The 23,419-nt window shown below is 60.3% G+C and carries 22 protein-coding genes; 9 read left to right on the top strand and 13 right to left on the bottom strand.

The window, feature by feature from the left end:
• Window positions 1-13: 13 nt before the first annotated feature.
• From AC3IUE_RS06650 to AC3IUE_RS06685, 8 genes are all read right to left on the bottom strand, one after another.
• Window positions 14-1,132, bottom strand: coding sequence for a succinylglutamate desuccinylase/aspartoacylase family protein (locus AC3IUE_RS06650; protein ID WP_489266314.1), 1,119 nt, complete (start codon window positions 1,130-1,132; stop codon window positions 14-16).
• Window positions 1,133-1,156: 24 nt separating this feature from the next.
• Window positions 1,157-1,867: an ABC transporter permease gene (locus AC3IUE_RS06655; protein ID WP_056739252.1), complete on the bottom strand. Its 711-nt coding sequence runs from the start codon at window positions 1,865-1,867 to the stop codon at window positions 1,157-1,159.
• The gene (locus tag AC3IUE_RS06660; protein WP_150654863.1) at window positions 1,864-2,592 is read right to left on the bottom strand and encodes an ABC transporter permease; all 729 of its coding nucleotides are present in this window, start codon (window positions 2,590-2,592) and stop codon (window positions 1,864-1,866) included. The genes AC3IUE_RS06655 and AC3IUE_RS06660 overlap by 4 nt, the downstream gene beginning before the upstream one ends.
• Before the next feature lie 56 nt (window positions 2,593-2,648).
• Complete coding sequence (locus tag AC3IUE_RS06665; RefSeq protein ID WP_140677582.1) at window positions 2,649-3,431, bottom strand: transporter substrate-binding domain-containing protein; 783 nt, start codon at window positions 3,429-3,431, stop codon at window positions 2,649-2,651.
• A 310-nt stretch (window positions 3,432-3,741) separates the two neighbouring features.
• Window positions 3,742-5,430 (bottom strand): ATP-dependent DNA ligase, encoded by a 1,689-nt coding sequence (locus AC3IUE_RS06670; RefSeq protein ID WP_489266317.1) that lies wholly within the window; start codon window positions 5,428-5,430, stop codon window positions 3,742-3,744.
• Window positions 5,427-6,461: a ligase-associated DNA damage response exonuclease gene (locus tag AC3IUE_RS06675; RefSeq protein ID WP_489266319.1), complete on the bottom strand. Its 1,035-nt coding sequence runs from the start codon at window positions 6,459-6,461 to the stop codon at window positions 5,427-5,429. The genes AC3IUE_RS06670 and AC3IUE_RS06675 overlap by 4 nt, the downstream gene beginning before the upstream one ends.
• 186 nt (window positions 6,462-6,647) lie before the next feature.
• Window positions 6,648-9,098, bottom strand: coding sequence for a penicillin acylase family protein (locus AC3IUE_RS06680; protein ID WP_489266321.1), 2,451 nt, complete (start codon window positions 9,096-9,098; stop codon window positions 6,648-6,650).
• A gap of 209 nt (window positions 9,099-9,307) precedes the next feature.
• Window positions 9,308-9,952, bottom strand: a complete 645-nt coding sequence (locus AC3IUE_RS06685) for a glutathione S-transferase N-terminal domain-containing protein (RefSeq protein WP_046046250.1) — start codon at window positions 9,950-9,952, stop codon at window positions 9,308-9,310.
• 146 nt (window positions 9,953-10,098) lie between these two features.
• On the opposite strand from AC3IUE_RS06685, the gene AC3IUE_RS06690 reads away from it, so the two are divergent.
• Window positions 10,099-10,650: a cysteine hydrolase family protein gene (locus tag AC3IUE_RS06690; RefSeq protein WP_489268759.1), complete on the top strand. Its 552-nt coding sequence runs from the start codon at window positions 10,099-10,101 to the stop codon at window positions 10,648-10,650.
• Window positions 10,651-10,772: 122 nt separating this feature from the next.
• On the opposite strand, the gene AC3IUE_RS06695 is transcribed toward AC3IUE_RS06690, so the two are convergent.
• The 4 genes from AC3IUE_RS06695 to AC3IUE_RS06710 are packed head-to-tail and all read right to left on the bottom strand — an operon-like array spanning window position 10,773 to window position 12,511.
• Window positions 10,773-10,997 (bottom strand): SEC-C metal-binding domain-containing protein, encoded by a 225-nt coding sequence (locus AC3IUE_RS06695; protein WP_489266323.1) that lies wholly within the window; start codon window positions 10,995-10,997, stop codon window positions 10,773-10,775.
• Window positions 10,994-11,488 carry an LEA/WHy family protein gene (locus AC3IUE_RS06700; protein WP_489266325.1) on the bottom strand — a complete coding sequence of 165 codons (495 nt, stop codon included), beginning with the start codon at window positions 11,486-11,488 and terminating at the stop codon, window positions 10,994-10,996. The genes AC3IUE_RS06695 and AC3IUE_RS06700 overlap by 4 nt, the downstream gene beginning before the upstream one ends.
• 44 nt (window positions 11,489-11,532) lie before the next feature.
• The gene (locus AC3IUE_RS06705) at window positions 11,533-12,009 is read right to left on the bottom strand and encodes a YchJ family protein (protein ID WP_095128046.1); all 477 of its coding nucleotides are present in this window, start codon (window positions 12,007-12,009) and stop codon (window positions 11,533-11,535) included.
• A gap of 4 nt (window positions 12,010-12,013) precedes the next feature.
• Window positions 12,014-12,511: a DUF6231 family protein gene (locus tag AC3IUE_RS06710; protein ID WP_489266328.1), complete on the bottom strand. Its 498-nt coding sequence runs from the start codon at window positions 12,509-12,511 to the stop codon at window positions 12,014-12,016.
• A 190-nt stretch (window positions 12,512-12,701) separates the two neighbouring features.
• On the opposite strand from AC3IUE_RS06710, the gene AC3IUE_RS06715 reads away from it, so the two are divergent.
• The 4 genes from AC3IUE_RS06715 (at window position 12,702) to AC3IUE_RS06730 (ending at window position 15,382) form a co-directional block, all read left to right on the top strand.
• Window positions 12,702-13,397: a PA1041 family peptidoglycan-binding anchor lipoprotein gene (locus tag AC3IUE_RS06715; protein ID WP_489266330.1), complete on the top strand. Its 696-nt coding sequence runs from the start codon at window positions 12,702-12,704 to the stop codon at window positions 13,395-13,397.
• A 90-nt stretch (window positions 13,398-13,487) separates the two neighbouring features.
• Complete coding sequence (locus AC3IUE_RS06720; RefSeq protein ID WP_056739273.1) at window positions 13,488-14,204, top strand: PA1041 family peptidoglycan-binding anchor lipoprotein; 717 nt, start codon at window positions 13,488-13,490, stop codon at window positions 14,202-14,204.
• A gap of 148 nt (window positions 14,205-14,352) precedes the next feature.
• Window positions 14,353-14,631 carry a DUF1145 domain-containing protein gene (locus AC3IUE_RS06725; RefSeq protein ID WP_056739275.1) on the top strand — a complete coding sequence of 93 codons (279 nt, stop codon included), beginning with the start codon at window positions 14,353-14,355 and terminating at the stop codon, window positions 14,629-14,631.
• Window positions 14,624-15,382 (top strand): collagen-like protein, encoded by a 759-nt coding sequence (locus tag AC3IUE_RS06730; RefSeq protein WP_489266333.1) that lies wholly within the window; start codon window positions 14,624-14,626, stop codon window positions 15,380-15,382. Before AC3IUE_RS06725 ends, AC3IUE_RS06730 begins: the two co-directional genes overlap by 8 nt.
• A gap of 200 nt (window positions 15,383-15,582) precedes the next feature.
• Here the strand turns inward: AC3IUE_RS06730 and AC3IUE_RS06735 are convergent, their stop codons facing one another.
• The gene (locus tag AC3IUE_RS06735; protein ID WP_056739279.1) at window positions 15,583-16,047 is read right to left on the bottom strand and encodes a CopD family protein; all 465 of its coding nucleotides are present in this window, start codon (window positions 16,045-16,047) and stop codon (window positions 15,583-15,585) included.
• 99 nt (window positions 16,048-16,146) lie between these two features.
• On the opposite strand from AC3IUE_RS06735, the gene dinG reads away from it, so the two are divergent.
• From dinG to AC3IUE_RS06755, 4 genes are all read left to right on the top strand, one after another.
• On the top strand, window positions 16,147-18,291 hold the full coding sequence (gene dinG / locus AC3IUE_RS06740) for an ATP-dependent DNA helicase DinG (protein ID WP_008153901.1): 2,145 nt from the start codon (window positions 16,147-16,149) through the stop codon (window positions 18,289-18,291).
• Window positions 18,292-18,386: 95 nt separating this feature from the next.
• Complete coding sequence (locus tag AC3IUE_RS06745; RefSeq protein WP_489266336.1) at window positions 18,387-20,903, top strand: beta-galactosidase; 2,517 nt, start codon at window positions 18,387-18,389, stop codon at window positions 20,901-20,903.
• Between the two features lie 139 nt (window positions 20,904-21,042).
• A complete protein-coding gene (locus AC3IUE_RS06750; protein WP_489266338.1) occupies window positions 21,043-22,188 on the top strand; it encodes a serine hydrolase domain-containing protein in 1,146 nt (381 codons plus the stop codon).
• Window positions 22,189-22,300: 112 nt separating this feature from the next.
• A complete protein-coding gene (locus AC3IUE_RS06755; RefSeq protein ID WP_489266340.1) occupies window positions 22,301-23,419 on the top strand; it encodes an OmpA family protein in 1,119 nt (372 codons plus the stop codon).

Genomic DNA, 23,419 nt, shown 5'->3' on the forward strand with positions numbered 1-23,419 from the left:
GGGGCATGCATCCTCAAGGCGAAAGTAGGTAGCCGCTGCGATAGGCTTCGGTGCCCGCAATGTGGGCGATCACCATGCCGGCAGTGGCCATGCGCCGTAGCGAACGGGCGTACATCAACCCGGCGACGGTGCAATGAACGGGGGTGACGCGGTCAAATATCGGGTCGATGATTTCAGCGATCAGTTGCCCGGCTTCGAGGTATTCCCCTGGCAGCGCGGTGAACACCAGCAGCCCGCCGACCGGTGTCGCCACCGGCTCAACGCCGGCCAGCGGTGTGGCCGGGTAGGGCAACTCGGGCAGCGACGCGGGTTCGCCGGCAATGGCGCCGAAGTGAATCAGGTAATTGATCAACGCCTGGCAATCGAGGCTGGCCAATGGATGATTGACGTCACCCTGACCGCGCAATTCGACGGTGACCGAGAAACTGCCCAGCGGAATGTCGAAGTGTTCGCCGAAGCGCTCCTTCAACTGCCACCAGAGCAGGGTGAAGCATTCATCGAACGACTGACCGCCGGAATCGGTGGCCAGCAGGCTGGCTTCGGCGCCGATGTACCGCGCCAACGGCTCGACCTGCGGCCAGGCCTCGGGCGTGGTGTAAAGGTGGGCGACCGCTTCGAAATCACAATGCAGGTCCAGCACCATGTCGGCATCGCAGGCCAGCCGTTGCAGCGCCAGGCGCTGGGATTGCAGTTGGGTGCTGGCCGTCTGTTGGGCGAGGGCATTGCGCAGGCTGCTGCGAATCAGTTCGAGGTTGTGCTGCGGATCGTCGCCAAGCAGGCCTTCGATCTCGTTGCCGACGGCTTCGCTCAAATCAACGAACCAACGGTTGAAGTTCTGCCCGCTTTCGAGGTCGTAACGGCCCAGCGGCACATCCATCAGCACTTGTTCGAGGCCGACCGGGTTGGCCACCGGCACCAGCACGATTTCGCTGCGCAGACGGCCAGCGGCTTCGAGTTCCGCCAGACGCTGCTTGAGGTGCCAGGCAACCAGCATGCCCGGCATTTCGTCGGCGTGAAGGGACGACTGGATGTAAATCTTGCCTTTGGCCGATGATGGGCCGAAGTGAAAGCTGTGAATCTGTCGAGCGGTCCCCGGCAGCGGGGCCAGCAGGTCATGAATCTGGTGGCGCATGTCTCTTTATCCCTAAAGCGGGTCCTAGTGGGTCGGCCCAAGGAAGGCCAGCCATCGGCGTTCGGCGAGGCGGAACAGGCCGACCAGCGCAAAGGTAACGGTCAGGTAGATCAGCGCAGCGATGCCGAACGACTGGAAGGTCAGGAAGGTCGCCGAGTTGGCGTCCCGCGCGACTTTTAATATGTCCGGGATGGTCGCGGTGAAGGCCACGGTGGTCGAGTGCAGCATCAAAATCACTTCGTTGCTGTAATAAGGCAACGAACGACGCAGGGCCGAAGGCATGATCACGTAGGCATACAGCTTCCAGCCTGTCAGACCGTAAGCCTTGGCCGCTTCGACTTCACCATGCGCCATGCTGCGAATCGCCCCGGCGAAAATCTCCGTGGTGTAGGCGCAGGTGTTCAGGGCGAAGGCCAGGATCGTGCAGTTCATCGCATCGCGGAAGAACGCATCCAGTACCGGTTGTGCGCGGATGGCGGCCAGGCTGTAGATGCCGGTGTAGCAAATCAGCAGCTGGATATACAACGGCGTCCCGCGAAACAGATAGGTGTAGAACTGCACCGGCCAGCGGATGTAGAAGTGCGGCGAGACCCGAGCGATGGACAGCGGAATCGACACCAGGAAACCGATGAAGATCGACGCGCTGAGCAGCCACATGGTCATGGCCAGGCCGGTGATGTTGTAGCCGTCGGTATAAAGGAAAGCTTTCCAGTATTCCTGCAAGAGTTCGATCATCGTACGGCCTCCCGGGAGCCGGCGGCGTAGCGGCGTTCGAGCCAGCGCAGGACGAAGTTGGAGGCGCTGGTGATCAGCAGGTAAATCAGCGCTGCAAGCACCAGGAAGTAGAACAGCTGATAAGTGCTTTTGCCGGCATCCTGCGCCGCCTTGACCAAGTCGGCGAGGCCGATGATCGAGACCAGTGCGGTGGCCTTGAGCATCACCATCCAGTTGTTACCGATACCCGGCAGGGCAAAACGCATCATCTGCGGGAACACCACGATCCAGAAACGCTGGCCGCGCTTGAGGCCATACGCGGTCGCCGCTTCGACCTGACCCCGTGGGACCGCGAGAATCGCGCCACGGAAGGTTTCGGTGAAATACGCACCATATATGAAGCCCAGGGTGATGACCCCGGCGCTGAACGGGTTGATCTCGATGTATTCCCATTCCATGAGGTCGGTAAACGACGTCAACCAGGTTTGCAGGCTGTAGAAGATCAACAGCATCAGCACCAGGTCGGGCACACCGCGAATCAGCGTGGTGTAGAGCTGGGCCGGAACCCGTACCAGTTTGACTTTTGACAGCTTGGCACTGGCGCCCAGCAGCCCGAGCAATACGGCCACCAACAGCGACAACACCGACAATTTGATGGTCATCCAGGTGCCTTCCATCAGCAACGGACCGAAGCCCTGAAGGCTGAAGGCTGAGAGCCCCAGGTTTTGTAGTAGGTTTTCGAACATAAATCAGCAACCTGATCGGATAAAAAAAGCGCCCATCGCGAGATGGGCGCCGGGCATTATTTGCCGCTGTACAGATTCAGATCGCCAAAGTGTTTCTTCTGAATGGTGGCGTAGGTGCCATCGTCGTGTAACGCTTTGATACCTTTATCCAAAAGTGCCTTGAGGTCTTTGTTACCTTTCGAGATACCGACAGCCGTTTTGGCTGGCAGCAATTCGTTGTCGACCGGCTTGCTGACTTCGTAATTGGCACCTTGTGGCGACTTCAAAAAGCCCAGTTCGGCCTGCAGCATGTCCTGGATGCCGGCGTCGAGACGACCGGAAGTCAGGTCGGAATACACCTGATCCTGGTTGGCGTAGGCCTGGGTTTTCACGCCCGCCTTGTCCAGAACGGCTTTGGCATAGGCTTCCTGGATGGTGCCTTGTTCGTAGCCGACGGTTTTGCCCTTGAGCGAAGCGACGTCTGCGGTGACGCCAGAACCTTTCTTGGACACGTATGCGGTTGGGCCGGAGAACAGCTCGCTGGAGAAGTCGATGACTTTTTCGCGGGCCGGGGTGACGGTCATCGAAGAGATCACACCATCGAATTTATTGGCCTTCAGGCCCGGAATCATGCCGTCGAAATCGCTTTCGACCCACTTGCACTTGACCTTCAGTTCGGCGCAGATCGCGTTACCCAGATCGATGTCGAAGCCTACCAGGCTACCGTCAGCCGCTTTTGACTCAAACGGAGCGTAGGAAGGATCAACGCCAAAACGCAATTCCTTGTATTCCTTGGCCAGCGCGGAACCGGCTGCCATGCACAACGCCAGTGCAGAAAGGGTCAGCAATGCTTTTTTCATTATTCAATCCCTAAAAACCAATATGAGCGCTTGTGGCGCAGAATTATTGTTACTGGAAAGCGTAAGACCCTATGAAAGTAGCAATTTCCGAACCAGAGTCCCGAACAAGTGTTTTAAAAGGTGATTCAAGAAATGGCAAGGAGGGATTTGTGCACGAAAACGGGCGTCGGAAAATAGCTGCACCAACTTGATCCAGAATGGCGCAGATCCATGTGGGAGTGAGCCTGCTCGCGATAGCGGAGTGTCAGGCAGTAAAGTGTTTCCTGATACACCGCTATCGCGAGCAGGCTCGCTCCCACAGGGAACTTGGTTAGCCCAGTAAGTCCTGCAGAGTTGTGAGATTGTCAGCTTCTTCGACCGACTTGTCCTGCCGCCAGCGCAACATCCTCGGAAACCGCACCGCAATCCCGCTCTTGTGTCGCCTGGACAGGGCGATGCCCTCAAATCCCAGTTCAAACACCAGACTCGGCGTCACACTGCTCACCGGCCCGAATGTCTCTACGGTGGTCTTGCGCACGATGCTGTCGACTTGGCGCATTTCTTCGTCTGTCAGCCCTGAATAGGCCTTGGCGAACGGCACCAGTGCGCGATCGCTCGCGTCAGGCGGCCCGTCCCACACGGCGAAGGTGTAATCGCTGAAGAGACTGGCGCGGCGACCATGGCCGCGTTGCGCATAAATCAGTACCGCGTCGACGCTGAACGGGTCGACTTTCCATTTCCACCAGACGCCCATGTCCTTGGTCCGCCCGACGCCATACAACGCATCCCGGGCCTTGAGCATCATGCCTTCGACACCGAGCTTGCGGGAGGCTTGCCGTTGTCGGGCGAGGTCGAACCAGTCTTCGCCGGTGAGCACCGGTGAGGCGAGTAACACCGGGTTGTTACAGCGGCTGACGACGTGCTCCAGTTGAGTGCGACGCCTGGCCTGAGGCTGGTTGCGCCAGTCTTCACCCTGCCATTCCAGCAAGTCGTAGGCGAGGATCACCACCGGCACTTCTTCGAGGATTTTTTTGTCCAGGGTTTTACGGCCGATCCGCTGTTGCAGCAGCGCGAAAGGCTTTACCGCGGGCGAAACCGGGGAGTGAGGGTTGAAGACGTCCTCGGTGGTGGGTTGTCCGGTTTTCCAGGCGACGATTTCACCGTCGATCACCGTACCCTCGGGCAAGCAGTGAACCAGACTGTCGAGTTCGGGGAAGCGCTCGGTGACCAGCTCTTCACCTCGCGACCAGATCCACAGTCGCCCGTCGCGTTTGACCACCTGCGCGCGGATGCCGTCCCACTTCCATTCCACTTGCCAATCGCTGGCCGGGCCGAGCAGGGCTTCGAATTGTTCAACGGGTTGTGATAGCGCGTGAGCGAGGAAAAACGGATAGGGCTGACCGCCCCGTTGGGCGTGTTCGTCAGACGATTCGGTGGCGATCAACTTCAAATAACCGGGCGCGCTCGGGCGGTTGGACAGGTCGGTGTAACCCACCAGTCGCTGGGCGACGCGTTTGCTGTCGAGCCCGGCCATGGCCGCCAAGGCGCGGGTGACCAGCAACTTGGAGACCCCGACGCGGAAGCTGCCGGTGATCAGTTTGATGCACAGCATCAGGCTCTGGCGGTCCAGTTGCGACCACAGGGCAGGCAGTCGCTCGGCGAGGACTTGCGGGGTTTCACCGCGCAGCGGCAGCAGTTTGTCTTCAATCCAGACGGCCAATCCATCGTTGGAGCTGTGAAGCGTTTCGGGCAGCACCAGCGAAATGGTTTCCGCCAGATCGCCGACCGCCTGATAACTCTCTTCGAACAGCCACGGCGCGAGGCCGGAGATCTCCACCGCCAACTCTCGCAGGATGCGCACCGGCACCAGTTGCCGAGGCCGCCCGCCGGACAAAAAGTAAACCGCCCATGCGGCATCTTCCGGCGCGGCCTCGGCGAAGTAGTGTTGCATCGCCGCCAGTTTGGCGTTGCTCGACGTCGTGGCATCGAGTTCGGCGTACAACTCGGCGAACGCCTTCATACCAGCACCTCGGCGCTCTCGGGTTCGACGGCTGCGTTTTCTTCCTCGTCGTCGCCGTACTCGGTGCTGAAACTCATGGCATCGAGACCCTGTTCACGCAGATGGCGCACCAGTACCCCGACCGAACCGTGGGTGACTATCACGCGCTCAGCACCGGTCTGTTCGATGGCCCAGAGCAGGCCGGGCCAGTCGGCGTGGTCAGACAGTACGAAACCACGATCCACGCCACGTCGTCGCCGCGTGCCACGCAAACGCATCCAGCCGCTGGCGAAACCATCGCTGTAGTCACCGAAGCGACGCATCCAGGTGCTGCCGCCAGCCGAAGGCGGGGCCAGGACCAACGCCTTGCGCATCATGGGGTCGCTCTTTTTTACCTCGCCGGCATAGATCGTTGGCGGTAAATAAATACCACCTTCGCGATAAACCTGATTGAGCGGTTCAACGGCGCCATGCACCAGAATGGGGCCGATGCTGGCATTGATACCGTGGAGAATTCGCTGCGCCTTGCCGAACGCATAGCAGAATAAAACGCTGGTTTTGTTGGCGGCGGCGTTGGCTTGCCACCACTGATTGATCTCGGCAAAGACGTGCGCCTGGGGCTGCCAGCGATAAATCGGCAGGCCGAAGGTCGATTCAGTGATGAAGGTATCGCAGCGCACGGGTTCGAACGGTGCGCAGGTACCGTCGGGCTCTATCTTGTAGTCGCCCGAGGCGACCCAGACTTCGCCGCCGTATTCCAGACGCACCTGTGCCGAGCCGAGGACATGGCCGGCGGGGTGAAAACTCAAGGTGACGCCATGGTGGGTCAGGGGGTGACCGTAGGGCAGGGTTTGCAGGTTGATGTCCTGGCCCAATCGCGCACGCAAAATCCCTTCACCGGGAGCTGCCGCCAGATAATGCCGGTTGCCGGTGCGGGCATGGTCGCCGTGAGCGTGGGTGATGATTGAACGTTCGACCGGTCGCCACGGGTCGATGTAGAAATCCCCGACCGGGCAGTACAAACCTTCAGGGCGCGCGATAACAAGATCCATGTTGTTACCAAAATAGAGGGACTTGTTAGCTATGAGGTTTGCGCGAGACGAGAAGTTCTATTTATTTTTTCAGAGATCAGAAGCAAAAGATCGCAGCCTCGTTTCACTCGACAGCTCCTACATTGAAATGCGTATCCCCTGTAGGAGCTGTCGAGTGAAACGAGGCTGCGATCTTTTGATCTTGCCTTACTTGCCAGGTGTAAGAGTCAACCGCGTTTTCCCATACACCTTGTCAAAGTTCTGCGGCTGCATCGGCAGACTCATGTATTGCCCCTTCAGCCAAGGATCAATACTGTCGAGGTAGTTCGGACTCGCCGGATTACCGGATTGCCCCGTACCGTTCTGCCCCATCAGCGGTTCGGCCTGGCCGAAGTCGACGATAAAGCGCATGGCCGGCGCCAGCGTAGTGTTGAAATCCTGACCCCAGGCGAATGCGGCAGTATTCAGCGTGGTGTGGTCGCCGCCGGCTGCAAGCGGACCGCGCACCGTCTGGCCACTGGCGTTTTTCCATTCGTAGCGGTGCAGTTTGCCCCACTGCCAGGCTTTGTGATCGCCGCCCAATTGACTGTCCCCCGCGCTGATCGCTGCCGCCAGGCTGCGGGCGAGGATCGCCGGTTTATCTTCTTTCTGCGGCGTGCGAGCGTCATCCCAGAACGGACTGTCCTCACGACCCAGCAGGTGATCAGCCTGGGCCGCGTAGGACAACTTACCGTTGGCGATAAAGGCTTTCCACGCCGGGCTGCTTTCCGGGCCCAGCTCATCGATGAAAATCTGTAGAGTGCTTTGCTGGAGGAACAGCTCGTAAATCGCTGCATCAGCGGAGGTCGGGCTGAGCTTTCCGTCGAAGGCCATCAGGCGGGTATACGCCTCGCGAGCCTTGCCACGATCCGCCACAGGCAATGCTTCAATGGCCTGCTTGAGCGGTTGGGCCATGCCCGGCGCTTCAAACATCTTCTTCAGCTTGGCAGCGAAAGTGGTGGTCTGGTCGTATTGCATGGCGATCAGGCTGCGTGTGTCGTGTTTGCCCACGCCCGCCAGTTCGGCCAGGCGTTCGCCACGCTCCGGCGCCGACCATGAATTGGACAACTGCATGCCGTAGCCATGGGGAATGACGCGCTGGTTGGCAGTGCCGAGCCAGCCTTGGGCCGGATCCTGGTCATAGGGATGGAGCATCGGGTCGGCGTAACCGTCCCAATCGTAACGACCTTCCCAGCCCGGCGACGGCAGCAAGCCTTCGCCTTCGCGACGGTTCGGGTAGCGACCGGTGACTTGCCAACCAATGTTGCTGGCGTCGGCAAATACCAGGTTCAGCGCGATGGCGCGGATTTCGCGGCTGGCGTCCGAGGCTTTCTCGACGGTCTGGGCGCGGGACAGGTCGAAAAACGCGTCCAGGGTCTTGTCATCGGTGAAGTTCGGCGTCTGCAAGGCCAGGCCAAAACCGTTGGCCAGCGTCGTGCCTTGGGCACTGTTGAGCAGCGGGCCATGGCGGGTTTCGTACACCACTTCGCGAATAGACCGCTGGCCTTTGACGAAGTAGGTTTCGTTTCGCACGATTGCCGGCTGCCATTTGCCACCCACCTCGTAGGAAAGACCATTGCCCTGGCGTTTGATTTTTTCCAGGAACAGGTCCTGGTTATCGCCCATGACGGTGGTCATGCTCCACGCCACTTTGCCGTTGAAACCGCCGAGCACCATCGGCAAACCGGCAATGGTTACGCCAGAGGCCTGGTACTTCGGCGCGCGGATCTGCACGTAACTGAACAACGACGGCACGCCCAGGGGGCCATGGCTGTCGCTGGCCAGCAGGCTTTTGCCGCTGCGGCTGCGTTGCGGGCCGATCGCCCAGTTGTTCGACGAGGTGGCGCCCAGCAGATTCAGATCAGACAGTTGGCTCGTGGCTTTACTGATCTCGGCCAGCCCCGGGATTTGCCCGTTGAGCTTGATGCCCTGTAGTTTTTCAGCTTCGGCCAGCGGCAGCTTTTCATCGGGGGCGGACGGCGTCAGCCACGGGAGTTTGTCGGTGCTGACGGTCTGGGCCAGCATCAGCGAGGCAATCTCTTCCGGCAGGTTGGCCGACTGACTGAAGTTCAGCAGGCAGAAAATCAGCGCCGAGTCTTCCGGCTTCCAGTATTCAGGCTTGTAGCCGGTGGCCGCGAGGTCCGCCGGCAGCTTGTCGCGATAGCGGAACAGGTAGGCGTTGACGCCGCGGGCATAGACTTCGAAGAAGCGTTTGAGGCGCGGCGAAGACGCCTTGTACAGCTCGCCTGCGCTTTTCTTCAGGTTGACGGCGCGCATGTAGCGGTCAGCGTCGAGCAGATCTGAACCGGACATCTCCGACAAACGGCCCTGAGCCAACAGGCGCAGGGTGACCATTTGCGTGATGCGGTCGGTGGCGTGGACGTAACCCAGGGTGAACAGCGCGTCGTGGAAGGTGTTGCTTTCGATCAACGGCATGCCCATGGCATTGCGACGTACCGAAACGTTCTGCGCCAGGCCCTTGAGCGGCTGCACGCCGGTGGTCGGTGGGAGGGTGTCCTGGGTGTTCCAGGTCTGACAACCGGTCAGGCTCAAAACACCGGCCACTGCAGCGGCAACGCCGAACCGGGGAAGAAAATGTGTAAGGGCTGGCGAGGCCATGGCAAAGCTCCTGCGGGGGTAGAGGCGCAATAAAGGCGCTACGTTAGTGAGCAGGAGGTGCCCGCGCAAGCGGGGTATCAGGTTATTTCAGGATTTGTCTGTGGAACGCAAAAGATCGCAGCCTCGTTTCACTCGACAGCTCCTACAGGGAATGCAAAACCGTGTAGGAGCTGTCGAGTGAAACGAGGCTGCGATCTTTTGATCTTCCATCAGGATTTAGGCGGATTGACCTTGGCCACCAGGGCATACGCCTTCACCGTCGCCGGACGGCTCTGGATGTGGTTAAACCAGCGCAGCACGTTGGGGAAGTCTTCCAGGTTCTGGCTCTGCCATTTGTGGGAAACGATCCACGGGTAGATCGCCATGTCGGCAATGCTGTATTCGCTGCCGGCGACGAAGTCTTTATCGGCCAGCTGCTTGTCGAGGACCCCGTAGAGGCGGGCGGTCTCGTCGATGTAGCGTTTAATCGCGTAGGGGATTTTCTCAGGGGCGAACTGGCTGAAGTGATGGTTCTGCCCGGCCATCGGCCCCAGGCCACCCATCTGCCAGAACAACCATTGCAGCGCTTGCTGGCGACCACGCAAGTCTTTGGGCAGGAACTTGCCGGTTTTCTCTGCCAGGTACAACAGAATCGCCCCGGACTCGAACAGTGCCAACGGCTCACCGCCATCGGCCGGTTCGGGATCGACGATGGCCGGAATTTTGTTGTTCGGGGAAATTTTCAGGAATTCGGGTTTGAACTGGTCGTTCTGGCTGATGTTGATCGGGTGAACGTTGTAGGGCAGGCCGGCTTCTTCCAGGAATATCGAGATTTTGTGGCCGTTGGGGGTGGTCCAGTAATACAGGTCGATCATGGAGTACTCCAAATCAAAAGATGTCGTTACTTGCGGACAGCAAACGCCGGCATCAGGTCGTCCTGTTTGCGTTCGAAAGCTTGCCTGTAGGAGGAGGTGATGCTGAAGTGCGGGAAATTCAATGACCCCGCATGAGAAAAACCGGCATGGAGCTCAAAACAAACGCGGCGCTGATCATCATCGATCAACAAAAAGGCATCCTGCATCCCAAACTCGGTCGCCGAAATAATCTTCAGGCCGAGCAGCGAATCCTCGATTTGCTAGGGCATTGGCGTCGAACCGGGCGACCGGTCATTCATGTACAGCACCTGTCCCGTTCACCTGACTCAGTGTTCTGGCCGCAGCAATCGGGGGTGGAATTTCAAGAACGGTTTCAGCCACAGACCGGTGAGCAGCTTATTCAAAAGCAGGTGCCGGATGCGTTTTGTGCGACGGGGCTTGAGAAAAGTTTGCGAGAGGCGGGGATCGATCAGTTGGTCATTGTCGGCGTAGCGACCAACAACTCAGTGGAGTCCACGGCGCGAACGGCCGGGAATCTGGAGTTTGAAACGTGGGTGGCGGAGGATGCGTGCTTTACGTTCGACAAGGCTGACTACTTTGGTAAAGCCCATTCAGCTGAGGAAGTGCATGCGATGTCGTTGGGGAATTTGCATGGTGAATATGCGACGGTCGTGAGCACCGTGCAGATCCTGAATTGAGGGTGACTAACCGTCCGTCTTCGCGAGCAGGCTCGCTCCCACAGTGACTCACCGGTCCAATGTGGGAGCGAGCTTGCTCGCGATAGCGATTCAACAGGCGAAGAAGATCTCCACCCGAAGCATCAAGCGCCGTGGCACTTCTTGAATTTCTTGCCGTTGCCGCAGGGGCAAGGGTCGTTGCGGCCGACGTCTTTCAAGGCGTTGCGCACCGGTTCCTGGTGGGCGTGGCCGCAGTTCGGGCCGTGGACATGGCCATGGTCGTGATCATGGTGGTCGTGATGGTCATGATGGTCATGATCGTGGTTGCAGTCAGGGCCATGGACATGGACATGGGGTTGCTGGGTCATCGGTTTTGCTCCGGAATTAAATCGGCGGGGATTATCACGCCATTGCGCGCCAGGTGCACGTAGTGCGCGATGAATAAACCGGTTTCCAGTTCACCTTCCAGACGATAGGGAATGGGCTGGTCGGGTTTTTTCAGCAGTTTCACCAGATCCCGCACCTTGGGCCACAGGTTGGTGCGGATCGGCACTTTGAAGTAGGCACTGTGTTTGGGACCGACGGTGAACCAGTGTTCGTGCTCACCTTCGGTCAGCAGCATGTCGCCCAAGTGAATGCGGTACTCGATCCCCCTTACCGTCAGATCGCTGTCGTTGGGGTTGTCGACGCGAAAGTGCAGGAGGAATCGCTGCTGCATCAGTTTGGCCTGGACCACTTCGACCTTGACCAGATGCACTTGCGGTTCCGGTTCATCGTCGCCGAACCAGGACGCACAGCCGCCGAGCCCCAGAAACAGGAGCAGGGTGAGGGTTTGAAAGACGCGCCGCTGACTGAGCATGGACTGACTCCCTTTCATGCCCAGTCTAGCCTCTCGGGGTTACCTCAACTGCTGAAATAACCCGCACAACACTTCTTGAACTTCTGCCCGCTGGCGCAAGGGCACGCATCATTGCGCCCGGCCTTGAGTTGTACGGTGGGGTCGATGAAGTACCAGTGACCGGCGTTCTGCACGAACGACGAGCGTTCGCGGTGGCTGTGTTCACCGCTGCCGTCGTGCCAGCGCGCGGTAAAGGTCACGAAGGCATGTTCCGGCTGACCGCCGAAGACCTCGGAGCTTTCGACTTCAAGGCCCAGCCAGGTGCTTTGGGCGCTCCAGTCGCTGATGGACTGCCGATCCAGGCCTGCCTGTTGTGCGGGCAGGGTGGTCGCCACCAGATAATCGATCAGCCCCAGTACGTAGGCGCTGTAGCGCGAACGCATCAAGGCTTCGGCACACGGCGCCGGATGACCGGCATGGTAATGGCCGCAGCAGGCATCCAGCAGGGTGCCGCTGCCACAGGGGCAAATGGATGTACTCATTGCGTTACCACCAATATTTCCCGAAGTTTTCCGGATTGGCCCAGAACCGTGAGTTGAGCCAGTCGGGGACTTGTTTGTAGTCAAGCAGATCATAGGTGAACAGGGTCAGCACTTGATCGTCGCGCTGGAAGCGTTCGCTGGCTTGCAGGGCCAGGGAGAAAAAATCGGTTTCCTGCCAGCCGCTGGCCGGCAAGTCCGCCAGCACCGCAATGCGACTGGCGTTGAGGTTACGGATCCCGCCAAGCAGGTTCAGGCCATCGCGTTTAGGCAAATGTTCGAGGCAATCGACCACCAGCGCCAGGTCAAACCGGCGCGCCGCCAGTTCAGCAGGCAACGGTCCAGGTGCCGCATGGGCCACAGAAGTGTCCGGGTGCGCCAGCTTGAAGGCCTCAAGCGCAGGGAATTCGCTGGCGCCAATCAGCAACAGGCGCGCGGGGGCGTAACGATCAAGCAAAGCGGCCAACGCCTGCTGGGGCGTGCGCGAAGAAATACCTGCAATCATCGAAGATCCTCAATCAGAGCTGCCAAGACTAGCCTGCTCAAAGGGCCGGGCCTAGAGCTGGTTTGTCGCAAAAGCGCCGATGTGCCGTGAACACGGGATAAAACTGCAATGGCCTATTGCTGGCGGAGATTAAAACTCGGGTCTTTACTACCTGAATCGGTTCTAAGCCGATCCCTCAGGAGAAAACTAGATGAGCATAGTTCGGACAGCATTACCCTTGGTTCTGCTAACCAGTGTGTTGACTGGTTGCGCAGGTTTGCAGAAAACCGACTGGCCGACCTGTGCGGCGGTCGGTGGTGTCGTGGGTGCAGGTCTCGGCGCGACCGAGAGCTCGGCATGGGCGGGGTATGGCGCGCTGCTCGTCGGCGGCACGGCTGCGGCCTATTGCTGGGTTCACGGTGATGGCGACGAAGACGGCGATGGCGTGCCGGATAGCCGCGACAAGTGCCCGGGAACACCTAGAGGCGTGCGTGTCGATGCCGATGGTTGCCCTCCACCGGTGCCTGCGCCAGTGGTCGAAGAAAAGGCTGTGGTTAAAGAAGAAGTCATCGTCATTCGCGATGTTCACTTCCAGTTCGACAAGGCCACACTGACCCCTGCCGACAAATTGGTACTCGATAAAATCGCCACTCGCTTGAAAGGGGAAGCGTCTAACGCCCAACTGACTGTAACCGGTCACACCGACAGTGTTGGCAGCGATACCTATAACCAGAAACTGTCGGATCGTCGTGCGCACTCGGTGGTTGAATACCTGATTTCCCAAGGCGTACCCCGCAGCGAATTCGTGTCTGTTACCGGTGCCGGTGAAAGCCAGCCGGTTGCCGATAACAAAACCGCTGACGGCCGCGCGATGAACCGTCGCACGGAAATCAAAATCAACCGCTAAACCCCTCGTACTCCGCGGCTTGTGCAGTCGCGGATGCGGGTCTTTACTCCTGTGTGACCGGCATTGGCCGGTAACACAGGAGCTTTCACCATGAGTGTTTTCACACGGACCGTCTTGCCGGTTGTGCTGCTGGGCAGCCTGTTGACCGGTTGCGCTACTCACAGCGATGGCACCGCCCCCCTCAATCAACGAACCTGGCCAATCTGCAGCGTTATCGGCGGCCTGGTCGGTGGCGGTCTGGGCGCTCTCGAAAGTGGCGGTTGGGCGGCCGGTGGGGCGGCGCTCGGTATCTTGACCGGTGGCTTGATCTGTTACGCCCAGGATGGCGACGAAGACGACGATGGTGTCTTCGATCGACGCGATCGCTGCCCAGATACGCCGGCCAATACCCCCGTCGAACATCATGGCTGCCCATTGCCGCAGTACCCGGCCAGCGTGAAACCTGAACCTGTGCAATCGGAGGTCATCACCCTGAGCGACGCGGGCGACGTACTGTTTGCCTTCAACCAATCCGACCTGACCCCAGCCGCGCAGAGCAAGCTGGATTCGCTGTTGCCCAAACTGCAAAGCGCCGATGTGGTGAGCATCAAGGTGATCGGACATACCGACAGCGTCGGCTCGGACACCTATAACCAGGCACTCTCGGAACGTCGCGCCAGTAGCGTGGCGGCCTACCTGTTGAGTCAGGGCGTGGCGCCGAACAAGCTCACCAGCGAGGGCAAGGGCCAAAGTCAGCCGGTGGCCGATAACGAAACGGAAGAAGGACGGGCGAAAAACCGTCGGGTGGAGTTGCACATCAATCGCTGAGCCCCGGAATAGAGCCGTCGGACCACAATTGAAGTCGGTCCGGCGGCCATTCGGCGGCCTTCATGAAGAATTTTCCGTTGCCCTCTGGCTTATCCCGCGTGGAAGCCGGTACTGTGCGCGCAAAGAATAATTCTTAACGGAGGAGCGTATGAACGTGTTTTGGGGGCTGGGGAAGTTGTTGACCCTGATGTTCTGGCTGGTGGTGCTGGTCAACCAGCTCACGCCGTTCGTCAATCCTCTGCATCTGCTGGTCGATCTGGCCGGCGGCCTGCTGGCATGCCTTCATCTTCTTGAGGCGGTGTTCTGTTTCCGCAGCCTCAGAGGTCGCGCTCACCCTTGGCTTGATCGCCTGAAGATCCTCTTTTTCGGCGTTTATCACCTGCAAACCATCCCGGCTCCGACCGCGTCTAAGGCTTCCCATGCGTAAACTCTGTCTGCTCGCTGCACTCATCAGCCCGTTGGCCTGCGCCCAGGTGGTGAGCGTCGAAACCAACTCGCTGATGCGTTTACCCAACACCGCCAGCACCTTGCAGCTGGAACGCCTGGAAGTGGCCGACTACGGCACGCTGTTGATTCCCTCGAATGTGACCGAGGTGTCCGTCGGTGAATTGCGTCTGGGTCGTGAAGCACGGATCGCCATCGTACCCGGCGAACAGCCACTTGAGCTGAAGGTCAGTCGTGCGCAGTTGTCGGAAGGCAGCCAGATCACGGCTCGCGGCGCGCCGGGGACGTATCTCAAGGCCGCCCGCTCCGGGCGTAACCTGAACTTGCAGATCAAGGCACTGAGTGCGCCACAATTGTTGGTGGACGCTCGCGGCGGCGCGGGCGCACCGGGTTTCGTCGGTCTCGATGGGGCCAACGGTCAGGCACCGGGTTGTACCTGGGGCCAGGCCGGCCGTGGTGCCGATGGCAGTGATGGTAGCGACGGTCAGCCGGGCGCGCCGGGTGCACTGGTTCGTCTGGAAGTGCCGCGCGATTACCCGGCGGAACTGATCAAGGTTCAGGTGGCCGGCGGTGACGGTGGTGTGGCCGGGCCTGGCGGTAAACCGGGCGCGGGTGGCAAGGCCAAGGGCTGCTTCGTCTACAAGGCGGATGGCGGCAAGAGCGGCCGCCCTGGCGCTGACGGCCAGCCGGGGCCTGCGGGTGCGGCGGGGACGGTTACTGTTCAGCGTCTGTAAGAACCACCCCTCACCCCAACCCTCCCGAAACGTCGGACCGCCCCATAGGGGAGAGGGGGAAAGGGAGCCGACCTGCGTTGGATTTCGAAACCTGAGTTCGACTCGATCTTTCAGGTCGCAATATTTCCAAAGAACCCCTCGGTCAGTTCCCTCGCCCCTCGGGGAGAGGGTTAGGGTGAGGGGGGATGTTGATCTTGCTCTCAAAACATCGGCCGAGCCGCAGCAATCGCCACCAGCACCAACCCGACAATCAGATTAATCCCCACCAGCTTGCGAATTTTCCCAAGCGTCGCAGCCCCGGTCGGCCAGTCCTGCGCCGCCACCGCCGTGCGCAACTCCGGTAACAACAACGCCTGAATCCGGATAAACAGCGCCGTCATCACCACGTACAACCCCATCATCACCTGCACATACCGCGGCGCCGCTTCAAAACCGCTGTACTGCAAATGAATCATGCCCACACCGCTGACCGGCAACAGCACCACCGCGACCCAGACCCAGCGGAAAAAACCTTGAAACACTTCCACCCACAACTTCAACCGGGCAGGGCCCTCCAGAGCCTTCATCGCCGCGGGCCGCAAGACCATCCACGCGAAAAACATGCCGCCAACCCACACCAGGGCGGACAGGACATGCAGGGTGTAAACGATGCCAAAAGGTGTCATTGGGGTACTCCGTTCTGCGCGGGATTAATTAGCGGGGTATGATAGCGGCCGAACCGAACCACTGAAAATTTATCCAGCGTTTTTTGCGCCCGACAATCCATGATCAGCACCGAACTCAAAACCACGATCCAGGGCGCCTACTCGCGTTTTCTCGAAGCCAAGAGCCTCAAGCCGCGCTACGGCCAACGCCTGATGATCGCCGAAATTGCCAAGGTCCTCGGTGACATCGACACCGACGACGAAGGCCGGCGCAGTGGCGACCCCGCGATTGTCGCGGTGGAAGCCGGCACCGGTACCGGCAAAACCGTGGCCTACAGCCTGGCCGCCATCCCCACGGCCAAGGCTGCTGGCAAACGCCTGGTAATTGCCACGGCCACGGTGGCCCTGCAAGAGCAGATCGTCTACAAGGATTTGCCCGACCTTATGCGCAACAGCGGGCTGAATTTCAGCTTCGCCCTGGCCAAGGGGCGCGGGCGCTACATGTGCCTGTCCAAGCTCGACATGTTGCTCCAGGAAGGTCACGCGCAAACCGCCACGGCGCAGCTGTTTGAAGAAGAAGGTTTCAAGATCGAGGTCGACGAGGCCAGTCAGAAGCTGTTCACCAGCATGATCGAGAAACTCGCCGGCAATAAGTGGGACGGCGACCGTGACAGTTGGTCGACCGCACTGGAAGATGCCGACTGGGCCCGCCTGACCACCGATCACAGCCAATGCACCAACCGTCATTGCCCAAACTTCGGCCAGTGCGCCTTCTACAAGGCACGCGAAGGCATGGGCAAGGTCGACGTGATCGTCACCAACCACGACATGGTCCTGGCCGACCTGGCGCTGGGCGGCGGTGCCGTGCTGCCGGACCCGCGCGACACCATCTACGTGTTCGACGAAGGACACCACCTGCCGGACAAGGCTATCGGCCATTTCGCCCATTACACGCGTCTGCGTTCCACCGCCGACTGGCTGGAAACCACCGCCAAGAACCTCACCAAATTGCTGGCCCAGCATCCGCTGCCGGGCGACCTGGGCAAGTTGATCGAACAAGTGCCGGAGCTGGCGCGGGAAATCAAAACCCAGCAGCAATTCATGTTCAGCGCCTGCGAACAGGTCGCCGACTTCAAACCCGGCGAAGATGTTGAAGGTCGCGAGCGGCCGCGTCATCGCTTTGTCGGCGGGGTAATTCCCGAGCACATGCGCGAAATGGGCGTCGAGCTGAAGAAGGGCTTTGCCCGTCTGACTGACCTGTTCACCCGGCTCACCGAACTGCTCAAGGAAGGCATGGACGGCGAGGTCAACATCGGCATCGCCAGTAACCAGGCCGAAGAGTGGTATCCGCTGTTCGGCAGCCTGTTGTCGCGTTCTTCGGGCAACTGGGAATTGTGGGTCGCGTTCACCGCCGAAGACCCGGAAGACAACCCGCCCATGGCCCGCTGGCTGACCCTGGCCGAAAGCGGTTCGCTGTTCGACATCGAGGTCAACGCCAGCCCGATCCTCGCGGCGGAAATGCTCCGTCGCAATTTGTGGAACGTCGCATACGGCGCTCTGGTGACCTCGGCGACCCTGACCGCGCTCGGCACCTTCGACCGCTTCCGCATGCGCGCCGGCCTGCCGAAAAAAGCCGTGACCGCGGTGGTCCCAAGCCCCTTCCATCATGCCGACGCTGGCGTGCTGCGAGTGCCGGACCTGAAGGCCGATCCGCGTGATGCGCCGGCCCACACCGCGGCGATCATCCGCGACTTGCCGGCCTTGGTGGAAGGTTCGCGCGGCACCCTGGTGCTGTTCTCCTCGCGCAAACAGATGCAGGACGTGTTCGACGGCCTCGACCGCGACTGGCGCAAGCAAGTGTTCATTCAAGGCAACCTGTCGAAACAGGAAACCTTGAACAAGCACAAAGCGCGCGTCGATGGTGGCGATTCCAGTGTGTTGTTCGGCCTGGCGAGTTTCGCCGAAGGGGTCGACTTGCCTGGTGCGTACTGCGAGCACGTGGTGATCGCGAAGATTCCATTCTCGGTGCCCGATGATCCGGTCGAAGCGGCCCTGGCCGAGTGGATCGAGGCGCGGGGTGGCAATCCGTTCATGGAAATCTCCGTGCCGGATGCTTCGCTGAAACTGGTCCAGGCCTGCGGTCGCTTGCTGCGCACCGAAGAAGACCGCGGCACCATCACCTTGCTCGATCGACGTCTGGTGACCCAGCGTTATGGCAAAGCGATCCTCAATGCGTTGCCACCCTTCCGTCGTGAAATTTCCTGATACACCGGTGGGCAATTTTGCCCACTGCGTTGTCTATCTCTCTACCATCGCTTTTCCACTGACCATTGTTGGTCGTTAGGGAGAATTTCGTTCTCATGATTCGCCGTTCGTTGCCCGCTGTATTCGCTCTGATGTTCGCAGCCCCTTTGCTGGCGGCTCCTGCCGGCCAACAGACGCTGTTCAACTTTGTGCGCCCCGCCGATGTGGTCCAGGTGGCGACTCAGGACGCCAGCCTGCCGCAATCCAACGCCGAGCAAACGGCCGAAGGCGAAGTGCTGCGTCGGGTGACGTTCAACCCGGTGGCACAACCGACCTTGCGCCTGACCCCGCAGACCGGTGCTTGGGACTGGTCGCAGTCGGGCTTCATGAGTTTGCGGATTCAAAGCGCAATGAACTGGGCTGTGACCCTGTACGTGAAAATCCAGAGCAACGACGGCAAGACGTTGGTCAGCCGCGTCGACTTGCCGGCCGGCCCTGCGCAAACGCTATTGGTGCCGCTGCAGCCCTTTACGCCATTGAGCCTTGGCCTGAAAGCCGGCCCGCCGATGCCGATCACTTTTGAGGGGCAGCGCGTATTGCTGGCCAGCAGCGCCGGTGAGCTGGAGCGCAGCCAAGTGGTGTCGGTGACCTTGTCGATGGATCAGCCGAAAGTCGCCCAGAGCATTCTGCTGGAACGCTTTGGCGTGCAGGACGACGATGCGGTTACCCAAGCGGCTTTTGGCGGCCTTGTAGACGCGTACGGCCAGTCGACCCGGGCCAAATGGCCAGAGAAAGTCAGCAGCGACGAGCAACTGAAAAGCGCCGCCGCCAAGGAACAGCAGCAACTGAAAACCTGGCTGGCCGAGCGCGAGAAGTCGTCCCTGGACAAGTTCGGTGGCTGGAACAAAGGCCCGGCATTCAAGGCCAGCGGCTTTTTCCGCACCGAAAAACGCGACGGTCGCTGGTACCTGGTGACGCCGGAAGGCCATCCGTTCTATTCGCTCGGAGTCAACACCGTCACCCCGGACGTCGACCAGACCTACGTCGCCGGCCGTGAGTGGATGTTCGAGTCCCTGCCAAAACCCGACGAACCGCTGGCCAGCCACTATGGCGAAGGCGACAACCGTGGTGGCAACGGAGTCGATCAGGGCCGTGGATATAACGCCGGTCGCTGGTACGACTTCTATGGCGCCAACTTGCAGCGCTTGTATGGCGAACCTTGCGCACCAGGCAGCGACACCAAGGCCGGTGTCGCCGAAGCCGCCAAGGCTGACGCGGTTGCGGCAACGGCAACGGTGGAGAAGGCTGCTGAGCAACCTGTCGTTCCTTCGACGGCTGAATCCGGTGTCGCCGAAGCCGCCAAGACCGGCGCCGTTGAAGCGACCGCCGCGAAAGCAGCTGAGCAAACACCTGCCGAACCCTGCAAAGCGGTGGTTGATGAACAGCGCTGGGCCAGCCACACCCTTGATCGCCTGCAAGCCTGGGGCTTCAACACCCTCGGCAACTGGAGCGCCCCGGCGCTGGCCAACGCTGACCGCGTGCCATACACCTTGCCGCTGTCGATCGTCGGCGATTACGCCAGCATCAGCACCGGCACCGACTGGTGGGGCGGTATGCCCGACCCGTTTGACCCGCGTTTCGCCATGGCCACCGAACGTGCCGTGGCCATCGCCGCCCGCGACCATCGCGATGATCCATGGCTGATTGGTTACTTCGCCGATAACGAACTGGCCTGGGCCGGTCCCGGCGACGACCCGAAAGCCCGTTACGCCTTGGCCTACGGCACCTTGAAAATGACCACCGACGTGCCGGCCAAGCGCGCATTCCTCAAGCAATTGCGGGATAAGTACCGCAATCAGGCGGGCCTTTCCAAAGCCTGGGGCATTGATTTGCCGGCCTGGGAATTGATGGAAGACCCGGGCTTCGTGCCGCCGCTGCCAAGCGCCGAACACCCGGAAATTGAAGCCGACTTCAAATACTTCCAGAAGGTCTTCGCCGACACGTACTTCAAGACCCTCTCCGACTCGCTCAAGTGGCACGCGCCGAATCAGCTGTTGCTGGGTGGCCGGTTTGCCATCAGCACTCCGGAAGCGGTTGAGTCCTGCGCCCAATATTGCGACGTGTTGAGCTTCAACATGTACACCCTGCAACCGCAGGACGGGTATGACTTCGCCAAATTGCGCAGCCTGGACAAACCGGTGCTGATCACCGAGTTCAACTTTGGCTCCGCGGATCGCGGCCCGTTCTGGGGCGGCGTGACGCAATTGGCGAAGGAAGAAGACCGTGGGGCCGCTTACGCCAATTTCCTCAAACAGGCGATGAGCGAACCGTCGATCGTCGGCGTGCACTGGTTCCAATACCTTGACCAACCGGTTACCGGTCGTCTGCTGGATGGCGAGAACGGTCACTTCGGGCTGGTGGGCATTACCGATCTGCCGTTCCAGGGCTTCGTCGACAGCGTGCGCAAGAGCAATTTGCAGACCGTCGATCAGCTCGGTATAGAGGCCGAGAAGGCCAGCGCCGAAGCTGAAAAAGCCAGCCATGCCGCCGAGGGCGGCCGAAAAGGCGACGCCGGCAAAGGCCCGGGGCAGGGCGCTGTTCATGCGGGTGGGCATTCCGGCAATGGCCACTGAGTGCTGACAAGTACGTAAGATTTACTGAGTGTTTCATTCGGGCGGGATGGCGACCGCCCGGCCCGGCCCTGTTCCCAAAACCTTCAATGGCTGGAACAATGCGGCCACTTTGTAGAACGTTTATCCAGAGGAGTTGCGGGTGCAGATTCAGGGTTTTTACGAGCTGAAGTTCGAAGCGGTGCGTGAGGCTTTCGCGGCGCTGTTCGACGATCCTCAGGAACGTGGCGCAGCGTTGTGCATCCAGATCGGCGGTGAAACCGTGGTCGACCTTTGGGCCGGCACCGCTGACAAGGACGGCACCGAAGCCTGGCACAGCGACACCATCGCCAACCTGTTTTCCTGCACCAAGACCTTTACCGCCGTGACCGCCCTGCAACTGGTGGCCGAAGGCAAACTGCAACTGGATGCTCCGGTTGCCCGCTACTGGCCCGAGTTCGCCGCCGCTGGCAAAGAGTCGGTGACCTTGCGTCAATTGCTCTGCCATCAGGCCGGTCTGCCGGCGCTGCGTGAGCTTTTGGCCCCGGAAGCCCTTTACGACTGGCAAACCATGGTTGACGCCCTGGCCGCCGAAGAACCGTGGTGGACGCCGGGCGTTGGTCACGGTTATGCGGCAATCACCTACGGCTGGCTGGTCGGTGAGTTGCTGCGTCGTGCCGACGGTCGTGGGCCGGGTGAGTCCATCGTGGCGCGGGTCGCGAAGCCTTTGGGCCTGGATTTCCACGTCGGCCTGGCGGACCAGGAGTTCCATCGCGTGGCGCACATCGCCCGTGGCAAGGGCAATGTCGGCGATGCCGCCGCCCAGCGCTTGCTGCAAGTGACCATGCGCGAGCCGACGGCCATGACCACGAGGGCGTTCACTAACCCGCCGTCGATCATGACCAGCACCAACAAACCCGAGTGGCGGCGCATGCAGCAGCCGGCCGCCAATGGCCACGGCAATGCCCGCAGCCTGGCCGGGTTCTATGCCGGTCTGCTCGATGGCAGCTTGCTGGAAAGCGAAATGCTCGAAGAACTGACGCGCGAGCACAGCCTCGGCGAGGACAAGACTTTACTGACCCGGACCCGTTTCGGCCTGGGTTGCATGCTCGATCAACCGGACGTCCCCAACGCCACCTACGGCCTCGGCCCTCGTGCGTTCGGTCATCCGGGTGCCGGCGGTTCCACCGGTTTTGCCGACCCGGAACACGATGTGGCCTTCGGCTTTGTGACAAATACCCTAGGGCCGTACGTCTTGATGGATCCGCGCGCGCAAAAGCTGGTGCGCGCACTGGCCACTTGTCTGTAAAACGCGCTCAGGGGTTCCAGGGCCGGAACCCCAAGGCCTTTATGGTTTCCAAGCGTCTGTTTATCCGGGTCAACCCGGCCTGATTGTTCATTACTTATTTTGTGGATATCCAATGTCTTCCAATAAAACTCTCGCTTTGGCCCTGTGCTTCGCTATTACCGGTTGCGCACAAACTCCACAAAATGACTCGGATGGCAGCAGCTGGTGGCCGTTCGGTTCCTCCGACAAAGTTGCCGCTAAAGGTCCGGCTCCGACCCCAGCTCCGGCACCTTTGAAGCCTGCCGCGACCGCTCCGGTGGCCAAGGCTGAAAGCTCCAACCCTTGGTACTGGCCATTCGGTTCCGATGAAGTTCTCGACAAGAAGCCTGAGGTGAAAGCTGAAGCCAAGCCTGAAGCCAAGCCGGTCGAGGTGGCCAAGGCCAAGGCCGATGCAGGTGGCAATTGGTGGTGGCCGTTCGGCGGCAAAGAGCAAAGCACCGCTAAAGCCGTGCCGATGCCCGATCCTAAAGTTACCCAGGCCTGGCTCGACGACTACGAACCGCGCTTGCGCGAAGCGATCAAGGGCAGCAACCTGCAACTCGAGCGCCGTGAAAACGTATTGGTGGTGACCGCGCCGGTAGAAGGCTCGTTCAACCCTGACCGTCCGGCCATGCTGCTGCCGGTGACCCTCGGCCCGTTCACTCGCGTCGCGAAAATTCTTGAAGTTGATCCGAAAACTTCCGTGCTGATTCTCGGCCACAGTGATACGTCGGGCGCCGCACCGGCCAACGTAAAACTGAGCCAGGAGCGTGCCCAGGCCGTGGCAGCGATTTTCCGCCTCAGCGGTCTGCAGCGTGATCGTCTGATGCTGCGCGGTATGGGTGGCGAAGCCCCGCGTGCTGCCAACGACAGCAATGAAGGCCGTGCCTTGAACCGTCGTGTTGAACTGCTGGTGACCCCGCAAAACACCATGGTCGCGTTGCTGAGCAAGTACAACATGCCGGCCCCGGCGCCAGTGAAGTTGGTCGCTGCCCAGGACGTCAAGCCAGTGGTCAAGCCGGTCACCCCGGCACCAGCCGCGAAGAAAGCCGATGTGCCTGCTGCGAAAAAGGCCCCGGCCAAGAAAGCCGCCGCCAAGAAGGCACCGGCTAAAACCGCGACCCCGGCGAAAAAGACTGCTCCGTCCAAAGCCGCTGCCGACACGAAAAAAGTCACCGCCGCTGCTGCCGACGCCGACGCCACAAAGAAGTAA

The sequence above is a fragment of the Pseudomonas sp. GL_093 genome, from assembly GCF_057837605.1.

Coding starts and splice junctions, on each gene's coding strand:
- AC3IUE_RS06650 (WP_489266314.1), bottom strand. CDS start 1,132: ATGCGCCACCAGATTCATGACCTGCTGGCCCCGCTGCCGGGGACCGCT.
- AC3IUE_RS06655 (WP_056739252.1), bottom strand. CDS start 1,867: ATGATCGAACTCTTGCAGGAATACTGGAAAGCTTTCCTTTATACCGAC.
- AC3IUE_RS06660 (WP_150654863.1), bottom strand. CDS start 2,592: ATGTTCGAAAACCTACTACAAAACCTGGGGCTCTCAGCCTTCAGCCTT.
- AC3IUE_RS06665 (WP_140677582.1), bottom strand. CDS start 3,431: ATGAAAAAAGCATTGCTGACCCTTTCTGCACTGGCGTTGTGCATGGCA.
- AC3IUE_RS06670 (WP_489266317.1), bottom strand. CDS start 5,430: ATGAAGGCGTTCGCCGAGTTGTACGCCGAACTCGATGCCACGACGTCG.
- AC3IUE_RS06675 (WP_489266319.1), bottom strand. CDS start 6,461: ATGGATCTTGTTATCGCGCGCCCTGAAGGTTTGTACTGCCCGGTCGGG.
- AC3IUE_RS06680 (WP_489266321.1), bottom strand. CDS start 9,098: ATGGCCTCGCCAGCCCTTACACATTTTCTTCCCCGGTTCGGCGTTGCC.
- AC3IUE_RS06685 (WP_046046250.1), bottom strand. CDS start 9,952: ATGATCGACCTGTATTACTGGACCACCCCCAACGGCCACAAAATCTCG.
- AC3IUE_RS06690 (WP_489268759.1), top strand. CDS start 10,099: ATGGAGCTCAAAACAAACGCGGCGCTGATCATCATCGATCAACAAAAA.
- AC3IUE_RS06695 (WP_489266323.1), bottom strand. CDS start 10,997: ATGACCCAGCAACCCCATGTCCATGTCCATGGCCCTGACTGCAACCAC.
- AC3IUE_RS06700 (WP_489266325.1), bottom strand. CDS start 11,488: ATGCTCAGTCAGCGGCGCGTCTTTCAAACCCTCACCCTGCTCCTGTTT.
- AC3IUE_RS06705 (WP_095128046.1), bottom strand. CDS start 12,009: ATGAGTACATCCATTTGCCCCTGTGGCAGCGGCACCCTGCTGGATGCC.
- AC3IUE_RS06710 (WP_489266328.1), bottom strand. CDS start 12,511: ATGATTGCAGGTATTTCTTCGCGCACGCCCCAGCAGGCGTTGGCCGCT.
- AC3IUE_RS06715 (WP_489266330.1), top strand. CDS start 12,702: ATGAGCATAGTTCGGACAGCATTACCCTTGGTTCTGCTAACCAGTGTG.
- AC3IUE_RS06720 (WP_056739273.1), top strand. CDS start 13,488: ATGAGTGTTTTCACACGGACCGTCTTGCCGGTTGTGCTGCTGGGCAGC.
- AC3IUE_RS06725 (WP_056739275.1), top strand. CDS start 14,353: ATGAACGTGTTTTGGGGGCTGGGGAAGTTGTTGACCCTGATGTTCTGG.
- AC3IUE_RS06730 (WP_489266333.1), top strand. CDS start 14,624: ATGCGTAAACTCTGTCTGCTCGCTGCACTCATCAGCCCGTTGGCCTGC.
- AC3IUE_RS06735 (WP_056739279.1), bottom strand. CDS start 16,047: ATGACACCTTTTGGCATCGTTTACACCCTGCATGTCCTGTCCGCCCTG.
- dinG (WP_008153901.1), top strand. CDS start 16,147: ATGATCAGCACCGAACTCAAAACCACGATCCAGGGCGCCTACTCGCGT.
- AC3IUE_RS06745 (WP_489266336.1), top strand. CDS start 18,387: ATGATTCGCCGTTCGTTGCCCGCTGTATTCGCTCTGATGTTCGCAGCC.
- AC3IUE_RS06755 (WP_489266340.1), top strand. CDS start 22,301: ATGTCTTCCAATAAAACTCTCGCTTTGGCCCTGTGCTTCGCTATTACC.